The sequence below is a fragment of the Burkholderia sp. Bp9140 genome (genome assembly GCF_003853425.1).
Lineage (GTDB): Bacteria > Pseudomonadota > Gammaproteobacteria > Burkholderiales > Burkholderiaceae > Burkholderia.
In genome coordinates this window covers 47,268-60,311 of sequence record NZ_QTPQ01000022.1, presented here as the reverse complement: position 1 = coordinate 60,311, position 13,044 = coordinate 47,268, and the positions used below count along the sequence as shown (strand labels likewise).

At 67.6% G+C, this 13,044-nt stretch carries 13 protein-coding genes; 6 read left to right on the top strand and 7 right to left on the bottom strand.

The window, feature by feature from the left end; all coding sequences use genetic code 11:
* The first annotated feature begins 27 nt into the window (after positions 1 to 27).
* Genes DIE21_RS19300 through DIE21_RS19275 form a run of 6 tightly spaced genes read left to right on the top strand, consistent with a single transcriptional unit; the run spans position 28 to position 7,023 of the window.
* The gene (locus tag DIE21_RS19300; protein ID WP_124499212.1) at positions 28 to 969 is read left to right on the top strand and encodes a substrate-binding domain-containing protein; all 942 of its coding nucleotides are present in this window, start codon (positions 28 to 30) and stop codon (positions 967 to 969) included.
* A complete protein-coding gene (locus DIE21_RS19295; protein ID WP_409364639.1) occupies positions 888 to 2,552 on the top strand; it encodes a sugar ABC transporter ATP-binding protein in 1,665 nt (554 codons plus the stop codon). Before DIE21_RS19300 ends, DIE21_RS19295 begins: the two co-directional genes overlap by 82 nt.
* Positions 2,539 to 3,546, top strand: coding sequence for an ABC transporter permease (locus DIE21_RS19290; protein ID WP_124499210.1), 1,008 nt, complete (start codon positions 2,539 to 2,541; stop codon positions 3,544 to 3,546). Before DIE21_RS19295 ends, DIE21_RS19290 begins: the two co-directional genes overlap by 14 nt.
* Positions 3,547 to 3,600: 54 nt before the next feature.
* Entirely contained in the window at positions 3,601 to 4,689 is a 1,089-nt protein-coding gene (locus tag DIE21_RS19285; protein WP_124499209.1) for an alcohol dehydrogenase catalytic domain-containing protein, read from the top strand.
* Between the two features lie 31 nt (positions 4,690 to 4,720).
* Positions 4,721 to 6,268 (top strand): FGGY-family carbohydrate kinase, encoded by a 1,548-nt coding sequence (locus DIE21_RS19280; RefSeq protein ID WP_124499208.1) that lies wholly within the window; start codon positions 4,721 to 4,723, stop codon positions 6,266 to 6,268.
* The gene (locus DIE21_RS19275) at positions 6,265 to 7,023 is read left to right on the top strand and encodes an SDR family oxidoreductase (RefSeq protein ID WP_124499207.1); all 759 of its coding nucleotides are present in this window, start codon (positions 6,265 to 6,267) and stop codon (positions 7,021 to 7,023) included. Before DIE21_RS19280 ends, DIE21_RS19275 begins: the two co-directional genes overlap by 4 nt.
* A gap of 100 nt (positions 7,024 to 7,123) precedes the next feature.
* Here the strand turns inward: DIE21_RS19275 and DIE21_RS37275 are convergent, their stop codons facing one another.
* From DIE21_RS37275 to DIE21_RS19245, 7 genes are all read right to left on the bottom strand, one after another.
* Positions 7,124 to 7,267, bottom strand: coding sequence for a hypothetical protein (locus tag DIE21_RS37275; RefSeq protein ID WP_006752960.1), 144 nt, complete (start codon positions 7,265 to 7,267; stop codon positions 7,124 to 7,126).
* A 190-nt stretch (positions 7,268 to 7,457) separates the two neighbouring features.
* Positions 7,458 to 8,042, bottom strand: a complete 585-nt coding sequence (locus DIE21_RS19270) for an NTP transferase domain-containing protein (RefSeq protein ID WP_124499206.1) — start codon at positions 8,040 to 8,042, stop codon at positions 7,458 to 7,460.
* 370 nt (positions 8,043 to 8,412) lie between these two features.
* Complete coding sequence (locus tag DIE21_RS19265; RefSeq protein WP_006759143.1) at positions 8,413 to 8,808, bottom strand: type II toxin-antitoxin system VapC family toxin; 396 nt, start codon at positions 8,806 to 8,808, stop codon at positions 8,413 to 8,415.
* The gene (locus tag DIE21_RS19260; protein ID WP_010089452.1) at positions 8,805 to 9,044 is read right to left on the bottom strand and encodes a type II toxin-antitoxin system Phd/YefM family antitoxin; all 240 of its coding nucleotides are present in this window, start codon (positions 9,042 to 9,044) and stop codon (positions 8,805 to 8,807) included. Before DIE21_RS19260 ends, DIE21_RS19265 begins: the two co-directional genes overlap by 4 nt.
* A 120-nt stretch (positions 9,045 to 9,164) precedes the next feature.
* A complete protein-coding gene (locus DIE21_RS19255; RefSeq protein ID WP_124499205.1) occupies positions 9,165 to 9,848 on the bottom strand; it encodes a Fe2+-dependent dioxygenase in 684 nt (227 codons plus the stop codon).
* The gene (locus DIE21_RS19250; protein WP_124499204.1) at positions 9,845 to 10,600 is read right to left on the bottom strand and encodes a tetratricopeptide repeat protein; all 756 of its coding nucleotides are present in this window, start codon (positions 10,598 to 10,600) and stop codon (positions 9,845 to 9,847) included. The genes DIE21_RS19255 and DIE21_RS19250 overlap by 4 nt, the downstream gene beginning before the upstream one ends.
* Before the next feature lie 3 nt (positions 10,601 to 10,603).
* Positions 10,604 to 12,847: a TonB-dependent siderophore receptor gene (locus DIE21_RS19245; protein WP_124499203.1), complete on the bottom strand. Its 2,244-nt coding sequence runs from the start codon at positions 12,845 to 12,847 to the stop codon at positions 10,604 to 10,606.
* Between the last annotated feature and the right edge of the window lie 197 nt (positions 12,848 to 13,044).

Sequence of the window (13,044 nt, the reverse complement as noted above, 5' to 3'; positions counted from 1 at the left end):
AAGCCGCACATAACCGGAGACACCGTCATGACGCACGCATCGCCCGCTTCATCCCGTCGCCGCGCCGCCTTCATTGCGGCGGCTGCCACGGTCACGGTCACAGCCTTGTTCCCGATGGTCACGCATGCCGCGCCGCTGCGGATCGGCATGACGTTCCAGGAACTGAACAATCCGTACTTCGTGACGATGCAGAAGGCGTTGAACGACGCGGCCGCGTCGATCGGCGCGCAGGTCGTGGTCACCGACGCGCATCACGACGTCAGCAAGCAGGTCAGCGACGTCGAGGACATGCTGCAGAAGAAGATCGACATCCTGCTCGTGAACCCGACCGATTCGACCGGCATCCAGTCCGCGATCACGCAGGCGAAGAAGGCCGGCGCGGTGGTCGTGGCCGTCGACGCGAACGCGAACGGCCCGGTCGATTCGTTCGTCGGCTCGAAGAACTACGACGCGGGCGTGATGTCGTGCGAATACCTCGCGAAGGCGATCGGCGGCAGCGGCGAGGTGGCGATCCTCGACGGCATTCCGGTCGTGCCGATTCTCGAACGCGTGCGCGGCTGCAAGGCCGGGCTCGCGAAATTCCCGAACGTGAAACTGGTCGACACGCAGAACGGCAAGCAGGAGCGCGCAACCGCGCTGTCGGTGACGGAGAACATGATGTCCGCGCATCCGAACCTGAAGGGCATCTTCAGCGTGAACGACGGCGGCTCGATGGGCGCGCTCGCCGCGATCGAGGGTTCCGGCAAGGACATCAAGCTGACGAGCGTCGACGGCGCGCCCGAGGCGATCGCCGCGATCCAGAAGCCGAACTCGAAGTTCATCGAGACGACCGCGCAGTTTCCGGCCGACCAGGTGCGCATCGCGCTCGGCATCGCGATCGCGCGCAAGTGGGGCGCGACGGTGCCGAAGGCGATTCCGGTCGACGTGAAGGTCGTCGATCGCGGCAATGCGAAGGGGTTCAGCTGGTGAACGGCGCGCAACGCGACGTGGAGGGCGGCGGCGCGGTCGCGGCCCTTCGCACGGAGAAGCCGATGGACACGATACTCAGGCTCAGCCATATCACCAAGCGCTTTCCCGGCGTGCAGGCGCTGTCGGACATTCATCTCGAGATCGCACGCGGCGAGGTGCACGCGCTGCTCGGCGAGAACGGTGCCGGCAAGTCGACGCTGATGAAGATCCTTTGCGGGATCCATCAGCCCGATGCCGGCACGATCGAGATCGACGGCGCCGCGCGGCATTTCGCGAGTTATCACGACGCGGTCGCGGCCGGCGTCGGCATCGTGTTCCAGGAGTTCAGCCTGATTCCGCACCTCGATGCCGTCGACAACCTGTTCCTCGGCCGCGAACTGCGCACGCGCTGGGGCGGGCGCGACCGCGCGCGGATGCGGCGCACGGCGGCCGGCATCTTCGCGCGGCTCGGCGTGTCGATCGATCTCGATGCGCCGCTGCGCACGCTGTCGGTCGCGCAGCAGCAGTTCGTCGAGATCGGCAAGGCGCTGTCGCTCGACGCGCGCATCCTGATCCTCGACGAGCCGACCGCGACGCTCACGCCGGCCGAGGCCGGACACCTGTTCGCGATCATGCGCGAGCTGAAGCGGCAGGGCGTCGCGATGATCTTCATCTCGCATCACCTCGACGAGATTTTCGCGGTATGCGATCGCATCACGGTGCTGCGCGACGGCCGGCATGTCGCGACCACCGAAGTCGCGCGCACGGACGTCGAGCAACTGGTGCGCATGATGGTCGGTCGCCGGCTCGAGAGCAGCTTTCCGCCGAAGCCGGCGCGGTCGGCCGATGCGCCGGCCGTGCTCGAAGTCGACGCGCTGCAGATCGAACGCGACGGCCCGGTGAACCGCTTCGCGCTGCATGCGGGCGAAATCCTGGGCTTTGCCGGCCTCGTCGGCTCCGGCCGCACCGAGACCGCGCTCGCGGTGATTGGCGCGACGCACGCGCACCGCAAGGACGTGCGCGTGCGCGGCGCGGCGGCGAAGCTCGCCGATCCGGCCGATGCGCTGCGCGCGGGCATCGGCCTGCTGCCGGAAAGCCGCAAGACGGAAGGGCTCGTCACGTCGTTCTCGATCCGCGACAACATCTCGCTGAACAACCTCGGCAAGTACCGGTCGCTGCGCTGGCTGATCGACCGGCGCGGCGAGGCGCGCACGACGCACGACGTGATGCGGCGCGTCGGCGTGAAGGCGCCGTCGATCCACACCGAGGTCGCGACGCTGTCCGGCGGCAACCAGCAGAAGGTCGTGATCGCGCGCTGGCTGAACCATCACGCGACCGTGCTGATCTTCGACGAGCCCACGCGCGGCATCGACGTCGGCGCGAAAGCCGAAATCTACGGGCTGATGCGCGAACTCACCGCGCGCGGCTACGCCATCATCATGATCTCGTCCGAGTTGCCGGAAATCGTCGGCATGTGCGATCGCGTCGCCGTGTTCCGGCAGGGGCGCATCGAGGCGACGCTCGCAGGCGACGAGATCGATCCCGATACGGTCATGACCCATGCCACGGCCGGCACGCGAGGAGCGACCCATGAACCTGCCTGAATCTTCTTCCACGCCTTCCACGACGCTCGCGGCCGCGGCCGCCGACGCGCCGCCGCCACGTGCGATGTGGACGCAGCTGCGGCGCTCGACGCTGTTCTATCCGCTCGTCGGCCTGATCGCCGTATGCGTCGCGATGATGATCGCGAGCCCGAGCTTCCTGTCCGCCGCGAATCTCGAGAACGTGCTGCGCCAGGTGTCGATCAACGCGATCATCGCGGTCGGCATGACCTGCGTGATCCTGACCGGCGGGATCGACCTGTCGGTCGGCTCCGTGATGGCGCTGTCCGGCACGCTCGCGGCCGGGCTGATGGTCGCCGGTGTCAATGCCGTTGCCGCGCTCGCGACCGGCATCGCGGTGGGCGTCGGGTTCGGCTTCCTGAACGGCGTGTTCGTCGCGTTCGCGGGGATGCCGCCGATCATCGTCACGCTCGCGACGATGGGCATCGCGCGCGGCCTCGCGCTGATCTATACGGGCGGCTATCCGATCGACGGGCTGCCCGACTGGATCGCGTTCTTCGGCAGCGGCAAGGTGCTTGGCATCCAGGCGCCCGTGCTGATCATGCTGGCCGTCTATGCGATCGCGTGGCTGCTGCTCGACCGGATGCCGTTCGGCCGCTACGTATACGCGATCGGCGGCAACGAGCAGGCGACGCGGCTCACCGGCGTGCGCGTCGCGCGCGTGAAGCTGATCGTCTACACGCTGGCCGGGCTCACGTCGGCGCTTGCCGCGATCGTGCTGACCGGGCGCCTGATGAGCGGGCAGCCGAACGCGGGCGTCGGCTTCGAGCTCGACGCAATCGCGGCCGTCGTGATGGGCGGCACGTCGATCTCCGGCGGCCGCGGCGCGATTCTCGGCACACTCGTCGGCGCACTGCTGCTCGGCGTGCTCAACAACGGGCTCAACATGGTCGGCGTGAACCCGTATGTGCAGAACGTGATCAAGGGCGGAATCATCCTGCTCGCGATCTACATCAGCCGCGAACGGTCGCGGTAACGCGTCATTCATCAGATATCCGAATCACCAACGGACGAGAGGACGAGACAACTCATGACGACACCCGAATCCCAGCCGCGCATGACTGCGGTGGTTTGCCACGGCCCCGAGGATTACCGCGTCGAACAGGTCGCGAAGCCGCGCGCGGGCGCGAACGAGCTCGTGATCCGCATTGCCGCATGCGGCATCTGCGCGAGCGATTGCAAGTGCCATGCGGGCGCGAAGATGTTCTGGGGCGGCCCGAGCCCGTGGGTGAAGGCCCCCGTGATACCCGGCCACGAATTCTTCGGCTACGTGGAAGCGCTTGGCGACGGGGCGGCCGAGCATTTCGGCGTCGCTCAGGGCGACCGCGTGATCGCCGAGCAGATCGTGCCGTGCGGCAAGTGCCGCTACTGCAAGTCGGGCCAGTACTGGATGTGCGAGGTGCACAACATCTTCGGCTTCCAGCGCGAGGTGGCCGACGGCGGGATGGCCGAGTACATGCGCATTCCGCCGACGGCGATCGTGCACAAGATCCCGCTCGGCGTGTCGCTCGAGGACGCTGCGATCATCGAGCCGCTGTCGTGCGCGATTCATACGGTGAACCGTGGCGACGTCCAGCTCGACGATGTGGTCGTGATCGCCGGCGCGGGCCCGCTCGGGCTGATGATGACGCAGGTCGCGCGCCTGAAGACGCCGAGGAAGCTCGTCGTGATCGACCTGATCGACGAGCGGCTCGAACTCGCGCGGCAATACGGCGCCGACGTGACGATCAACCCGAAGCGCGACGACGCGCGCGAGATCGTCCGCACGCTGACCGGCGGCTACGGATGCGATGTGTACATCGAGACGACCGGCGCGCCGGTCGGCGTGAACCAGGGGCTGGAACTGATCCGCAAGCTCGGCCGCTTCGTCGAGTTCAGCGTGTTCGGCGAGGACACGACCGCCGACTGGTCGATCATCGGCGACCGCAAGGAGCTCGACGTGCGCGGCGCGCATCTGGGGCCGTACTGTTATCCGGTCGCGATCGATTTGCTCGCGCGCGGGCTCGTCACGTCGAAAGGCATCGTCACGCACGGCTTCGCGCTCGAAGAGTGGGACGACGCGATCCGTGTCGCGAAATCGGCCGAATCGATCAAGGTGCTGCTGAAGCCGGCCCGTTGAACGCCGGCGCGTGCGCCTCACCGGAGACATCATGGAATACGTCATAGGCGTCGACATCGGCACGCAGAGCACCAAGGCGCTGCTCGTCGACCGGCACGGCGCCATCGTCGCGCGCCGCTCGGCCGGCTACCAGCCCGACACGCCGCGCCCGCTGTGGGCCGAACAGTGGCCGCAGGTGTGGTTCGACGCGGTGCTCGACTGCATCGCCGGTTGCGTGAGCGACGCGCGCGCGCACGGCGTGCCGGCCGACGCGATCCGCGCCGTGTGCGTGAGCAGCCTGTACGGCGGCTCGGGCATTCCGGTCGACACCGACATGCGGCCGCTCCATCCGTGCCTGATCTGGATGGACCGGCGCGCAACCGCGGAAGTCGACTGGGTGAACGAACACGTGAACGTCGAGCGGCTGCGCGTGATCACCGGCAACGGCGTCGACAGCTACTACGGATTCACGAAGATGCTGTGGCTGCGCGAGCAGCGCCCGGACGTGTGGGCGAACGTGCGCTATTTCCTGCCGCCGAACGCCTACGTGATCTACCTGCTGACCGGCGAGGTCGCGGTCGACCACAGCTCGGCCGGGAACATCGGCGGCGTGTACGACGTCGCGCGCCGCGAGTGGTCCGACGACGCGCTCGACATGCTCGGCATCCCGGCGACGATGATGCCCGAGCGGCTCGTCGAGTCGACCGACGTCGTCGGCGGGCTGCTGTCGCAATGGACGGAGCAGCTCGGTTTGCCGGCCGGCACGCCGGTCGTCGCGGGCGGCGTGGACGCGGCCGTCGCCACCTTCGCGGCCGGCGCGACGCGCAGCGGGCAGCACGTCGCGATGATCGGCACCAGCATGTGCTGGGGCTATGTGAACCAGCACGTCGATGCGCGGCACGGGCTCGTCAGCATGCCGCACGTGTTCAACGGTCAGCGCGACCTGTACGTGTTCGGCGGTGCGATCACGGCCGGTGCGTCAGTCGCGTGGTTTCGCGATCAGTTTTGTCATGCGGAAATCGATGCGGCGAGGCTGCTGCCGCATGGCGATCCGCACGTGCTGCTCGAGGAAGCGGCCGAGCGCGTGCCGCCCGGCGCCGACGGCGTGCTGTTCCTGCCGTATTTGATGGGCGAACGCAGCCCGGTGTGGGATGCGAAGGCGAGCGGCGCGTTCGTCGGCCTGAGTCTCGCGCATACGCGTGCGCACCTGTATCGTGCGGTGCTCGAGGGCGTCGCGTTCGCGCTGCGGCACAACATCGAGGCCGGCCGGCGCGGCGCGGCGGCGCTGGACGACCGGCTGATCGTCGTGGGCGGCGCCGCGCATTCGGCGCTGTGGATGCAGATCGTCGCGGACGTGACGGGTTTTCCGGTATGGACGATCGAACAGGACGTCGAAGCCGCGATGGGCGCCGCGCTGCTCGCGGGCGTTGGCGCGGGACTCGTATCGCACGACGACGCGCAAGGCGGCTGGGTCACGCTCGTCGAACGCGCGCGGCCCGATGCGGGGCGCGCGAATGCGTATGCAGCGCGCTTCACGCGTTATACGGCGCTGTATCCGGCGCTCAAGCCGATCATGCACGCGCTGCGCACTTCACCATGAAGACACGATTCGATTTCAGCGGTTCAAGGGTGCTCGTCACCGGTGCGTCGAGCGGGATCGGGCGCGCCTGCGCGGTTGCGCTCGCCAATGCGGGCGCGCGCGTCGTCGCGGCGGGGCGCGATGCGGCCGCGCTCGATGTGCTGGCGGGTGAAATCGCCTGCGATACCTTGCGCATGGACATCGGGGGCGACGCACATGCGCTGGATGCGGCGCTCGCCACGCACGACGCGTTCGACGGGCTCGTCAATTGCGCGGGCGTCGCGTCGCTCGAACCGGCGCTCGAGGTGGATGCGGACAACTTCGATCGCGTGATGGCCGTCAATGCGCGCGGCGCGGCGCTCGTGGCGCGGGCCGTCGCGCGGAAGATGGTCGCGCGCGACGGACGTGGCGCCGCGCGTGCGCGGGGCAGCATCGTCAACGTATCGAGCCAGGCCGCGCTCGTCGGCCTGCCCGCGCATCTGAGCTATTGCGCGTCGAAGGCGGCGCTCGATGCGATCACCCGCGTGCTCTGCATCGAACTCGGGCCGCACGGGGTTCGCGTGAACAGCGTGAACCCGACCGTCACGCTCACGCCGATGGCGCGGTTTGCGTGGAGTGAGCCGGAGAAGCGTGCGCCGATGCTCGCGGCGATTCCGCTCGGGCGTTTCGCAGAGCCGGACGAGGTGGTCGAGCCGATCCTGTTCCTGCTCAGCGACGCGGCGTCGATGGTCAGCGGGGTGTCGCTGGCGATCGACGGCGGGTATACGGCGCGGTAGCGGGCGCGATGAAGCGGGGTGCGACCGGCGGTCGTCCCGCGCAGGCGCGTGCCGGATCAGGCCGAAAGGCGCGAGCGACGCGAAGCGGGCCGCGCGCGGGCTAGACAGGGTCCTTGCTCGGCGGTCCGTCGGGCTGCTGCGGGTTGTCGTGAGGATGCCCCGGCGGCGGTGGCGACAGCGGATCGTCTTCCGGATCGCGGTTCGGGTCGGCCGGGGGCTCGGGCATCGGGGTCGTGTGGTCCATGGGGAACTCGCGCAATGCGTGACGGCGGTGGCGCGGCGTGCGCCTCGTCTCCGTTATAGGCAATCGGGCGGGTGTTTGCAGCGGGATTCTGGCGGCGGCGTGCGGATTGCTCGAGATAGACGGCGTTTCGCGGGCAACGCGCCGGATTTCGCGACGACAGGCATGCGCGGTGCGGTTGGCGCGATTGGCGTCAGCGCAGATCCGCCGGCGTATCCACGTCGCGCAGGATGCCGGGATCCTCGACGGCGAGCAGGTTCACCGGCGCGCTGGCGAACAGCGCGCGGGCGCCCGTGTCGCCGTCGAGCGTGGCGAGCGCATCATAGTGGTGCACGGCGAAACCGACCGGATGGCCGCGCACGCCACGATGCGCGGGGGCGACGATCGACGCGTCGTCGGCATCGAGGGCTCGCGTGACTGCTTCGTAGGTGGACGGCGCGATCCACGGCATGTCGCCGAGCGCGACGAGCCAGCCGGTCGCTTCCGGCGTGGCGCGGACGCCGGCCGCCAGGCTCGCGCCCATGCCGCGCATCGCATCGGGCGCATAGACGACCTGGCAGCCGGCTTCGTTCAGCAGAATCGCGAGCTTTTCGGCGCCGGGGCGCACGACGGCGATCACGTCGGCCGTGGCCGCCGCGAGGCGACGGGCGGCCGCGACCGCAACCGGCGTGCCGTCGGGAAGCAGCGCGAGCAGCTTGCTGTGCAGACCGCTTGGGTCGAAGCGTTGACCGAGACCGCCGGCGAGCAGGACGCCGGTGGCGAGTGACGCATAGGACATCGGCGCGGGGGGAGGAAGGCAGGTGGGCCGATTGTGCGGGAGCGGGCGGGGATCGGCAAGTGCGGATGTTACCGACGTGCGGGCATTGCAGTCGGAAAGAATGTCAGTGGACGGCTTCGGCGAGCAAGCTTTCGCCGGTGGCGCGGTAAATGGCGTGCTATTCGCGTTGTATCGCGGACCATTGGCGGTTGCCGGACAACTCGCGCCGCCATTCGGACGGGTCATTCAATTTGTGAAGCAGGGGCGGGGTAGCGCGTCGATCGGTGGTTGACGGTTTCGCGCGACCGTCACATTCGGTTCGATCAGACGAATCGCCTGTCGAGTGGTGGCCGGGGGCCGTGTCGCGATTCGGCCAACGCGTATATGACGATCACCAAAGTGTCTTGACGTGCGCGTAAGCGCGGATCTTTTCGTCGCGGGTGACGAGCGGCGCGCCGAGCCGCCGCGCGGTGGCGACGATCATGCGGTCGGCCGGATCCTTGTGGAACGTGCCGGGCAGCGCGGTGGACTTCGCGGCGATGTCGGCGTCGACCGGCACGAAGCGCATGCCGTCGATTTGCGCGACCGTGGCGAGCCATGCATCGACGTCCATCGTCAGCGCGAGGCGCTCGTTGCGCACCAGCATCGCGATTTCCCATGCGGAGATCGCGGAAGCAGCGAGCGTACCTTCGCCGCGCGCGCGATCGATCGCGCTGCGAGCCTTCTTGCTGAGCGACGGATCGCCCGCCACCCACCACACCAATGCATGCGTATCCAGCACGATCACCGTGACGCCTCCCAATCATCTTCCGCAATCGGATCGAGAGGATTGTCGTAGCGCATGACCGAGCCGCGCAATATGTCCAACGGCTGAGCCTCGCGTGCGCGATACGGCCGGATCTCGAGCGTCGGCTTGCCGTGATCGGTGACGATGAGGCTTTCACCTGAAGCCTCGACGAGCCGGAAGTATTCGAGTGCGCGAGCCTTGAATTCGGATTTCGATACGGGTGCGTGCGGCATCATGATATGAGCATGGTCATTTGACGATGGTCATTTTAGACGCGCGTGGCGATCCGATGCAAGCGACGGCGGACCTCCCTCGACCGATGTTTTTCCGCACGGGTGCACCGCTACCGGTTTACCCTACGCATCCGCCCACTTCCTCAACAGGTTGTGATAAATCCCCGTCAATGAAATGACCATCGGATCCTTCGCGCCTTTTTCCGCGGACAGCGCCTGAATCTGCGTATCGAGCTGAAACAGCAGCGTGCGATCGCCATCGTCGCGCACCATGCTCTGGATCCAGAAGAACGACGCGACCCGCTCGCCGCGCGTAACAGGCGTCACCCGATGCAGGCTCGACGCCGGATAAAGCACGAGATCGCCTGCCGGCAGCTTCGCGCGATGCACGCCATACGTATCTTCCACGCACAGCTCGCCGCCGTCGTACGCATCGGGCTCCTCGAGAAACAGCGTTGCCGACAGATCGCTGCGCACGCGAAAATCCGTGCCGCGCAGCAGCCGGATCGCGTTGTCGACATGCGTGCCGAACGTCTCGCCGCCTGCATAGCGATTGAACAGCGGCGGAAACACCTTCAGCGGCAGCGCCGCCGAAAAGAACAGCGCATGTCGCGCGAGCGCATCCTGGATCGCCTCGCCGAGCGCACGCGCGACAGGCGAGCCTTCCGGCAACTGCCGGTTGCGTTTCGCCAGCGCGGACTGCGCGCCGGACGTCGCGTTGCCGTCGACCCAGTCGGCGGTATCGAGCATGTCGCGGCATTGCGCGACCTGTGCCTTGGTCAGCACGCCGGGGATATGAAGCATCATGATTCGAATTCCATGCCGCGAGACGGCAACTGCAGTGCCGCCGCGCGCAACGCAGCGAGCGGCGACGACGCAAGATACGCGTGCATCTTCGCGACGAACGCAGGGGTGGCGGTGGCCGGCACACGCGCGAGCCAGGCGAGTGCCTCGTCGATGCGCCCGCGCTCGGCGAGCAGCCGCGCATAGTTGAACTGGCCGCGAAAATCGCCGGCCTCGGCCGCTCGGCGATAGTGGTCGAATGCGGTGTCGGCATCGACGGCCACGACCCAGCCATCCTCGTAGAAGCCGCCGATCAGGTTGATCGATTTCGCATGGCCGAGCGCGGCCGCACGGCGAAACCAGTCGAGCGCGGCGGCGCGGTCCGCGTCGACGCCGTTGCCGAGCGCGAGCGCCGTCGCGTAGTTGTACATGCCCCAGTGGAGCCCTGCCTGCGCGGCGAGCCGGTACCAGTACACGGCCACCGGCGCGCACGCGGCCGTGCCCCAGCCGAGCTCGTAGCAGCGGCCGAGCATGTTCATCGCCATCGGGTGGCCGGCTCGCGCCGCGTGCCGGAACCAGCCGCATGCGGCGGCCGGATCGCGCGCGACGCCATGCCCGTCGAGCAGGTACTGTCCATAGACGGCCTGTGCGTCGACGATCCCGTTGTCGGCGGCCGCCGCGACCCACGCGGCGGCGCGTTCGGGCGGCCCGGCCAGGATGGCGGCGAACTCGCGCGGCGACACCGACGCGAGCGCCTTCAGCGATACGGCCTCCATCGATCAGTAGCGCGCGTTCAGCGTGACGAACGCGGAGCGGCCCGGCGCGATCGACGCGTAGTGCGACGGATAGGCCTGATCGAAGTACGTGCGATTGAACAGGTTGTTGACGTTCAGCTGCAGGTCGAGCTTCTTGTTGATCCGGTATTGCGCCATGGCATCGAAACGCCAGTACGACGGCACCGCGCGCAGGTTCGCGGGATCGCCGAACACTTCCGACATGTAGAACGCGCCGCCGCCGACGGTGAATTTCGGCGTCACGTCGTAGTTCGACCACATCGTCAGGCTGTGCTTCGGCGTGTTCGGGAACCGGTGGCCGTCGTTCGCGGCGTCCTTGCCGTTGTTGCGCAGCTCGCTCTTCATGTACGTATAGCCGCCGAACACCTGCCACTGCCGGGTGATCTGGCCGGCGACGCCGAGCTCGAGACCTTGCACGCGCTTGTTGCCGACCATCGCGTACTGGTTGTTCGGCAGCGTCACGCGCGCATTCGTCGTGTCGATCTGGAACAGCGCGCCGGTCAGCGACAGCGTGTCGTTCAGCACGTTCCACTTCGTGCCGAGCTCGATGCTGCGATTCTTTTCGGGTGCCATCTGATCGGCATTCGGCCCGACGCCGCCGCGGCCCGGCGTGAGCGACTGCGTTTCGCTGCCTTCGCCGAGCAGCATGCCGGCCGGCGTCGACGACGTCGCATACGACGCGTAGATGCTGCCGTTCCGCGCGGGCTTGAACACGAGGCCGGCCTGCCAGTTGAAGAGCGTGTCGTCGCGCGTGTAGGTCTTGCCGCCGTTCGCGCGGGTGTCGGTGAAGCGGGTCGAGTAGTCGTCGACGCGCACACCGGCGTTCACCTGCCAGCGCGGCGTGAGCTCGATCGTGTCGAAACCGTAGATCGACTGGGTCGTGGTGCGCGCATGCGCATAGTCGTTGTTGCGCGTGACGGAACCGGCCCACGGGTCGTTCGGGTTCGGCGACCACAGGCTCGTGCAGTTGTAGCCCGACGGCGCGCCGATGCCTTTCCGGCAGATCGTGCCCTTGTCGGTCGCGACCGTGTACGAATCGCGCTTGCCCCATTCGCGCGACAGCTCGATGCCGGTCGTGAAGCCGTGCTTGAACGGGCCGGTGCGGAATTCGCCGAACAGTTCGGTCAGGTTCGCGAGACTGTTGATCGAGCTGTTGCGGTTGTTGTTGCGGCGCCAGACCTTGCCGTTGACCACGTTGCCCTGGCTGTCGTCCGGCTGCGTCCAGATATAGTCCTGCGTCGATTCCGTGTAGCGCGTGGTGTTGCGCACCGTCAGCCCCGGCGTGATGTCGTGCTCGATCTTGATCGTGCTGATGTCCGACGTGGTCTTGCGGAAGTCGCGGTCGATCAGGCCGTAGAAGTTGTGGCGGTCGACGGGCGCCGGATAGATCGTGTCGACGTTCGCAGGCTTGTTCGACGTCGTGTAGAAGTACGGAATGCCGCCGTCGGGCATGTCGTCGGTCGACAGGTGGTAATAGCTCGCGGTCACGCGCGTCGGCGTGCCGAGGCCGAACGCGATCGACGGCGCGACGCCCCAGCGCTCGTTGTTGACGGCGTCGCGGCCGGCGACGTCGTTGTTGTGGCTCATCAGGTTCAGGCGGAACGCGGCGTGATCGGCGAACTGCCAGTTGCCGTCGGCGGTGAAGCGGCGGTAGCGGTCGGTGCCGAGGCCCGCGCTCGCGGCGGCCGTTGTGCCGAGGTGCGGTGCTTTCGTGATCAGGTTGATGCTGCCGCCCGCGCCGCCGCGGCCGCCGTACGCGCCATCGGAGCCCTTGGTGATCTCGACGCGCTCGGTGTTGAAGATCTCGCGCGTGGTCGCGCCCGTGTCGCGCATCCCGTCGACGAACATGCTGCCCTGCGTGTCGTAGCCGCGGATGAACGGGCGATCGCCGAGCGGGTTGCCGCCTTCGCCGGCGCCGAACGTGATGCCGGGCACGGTGCGCAGCGCTTCGGTCAGCGTCGCCGCGCCGCTGTTCCGGATCAGCTCCTGCGGGATCACGGTCACCGACTTCGGCGTGTCGACGAGCGGCGCGGTGAATTTCGCGGATGCGGAAAAGTCGGCCTTGTAGCTGTGCTCGGTCTTGCCCTGGATCTCGATCGGCGCGAGATGGCCCTCGGTGCCGACCGGGGCGGGCGGCGGCGTGCCGTCGGCGAACGCAGGGCTCGCGGCGAGCACGCTGCACAGGGTGGTGAATTTGCCGAGCTTCAACTCTTCAGGACGGGACTTCATGGTGCGCTTCGACCTCGCGGTGTGGCCCCGGAAACGGCGCGCCACGGAAATGTGCACGCCGCCGGGAATTATTACGATTTGTTTTCAGGCGGCATTCTATGTAATTTATTCGCGAATGAGAAGCGTTCTTGTTAGCGTTTGCGAGGAGAATGTTGACGAATGTTGCGGAGGCTTCAGAGGCTTGCGTGGCGGGGAGA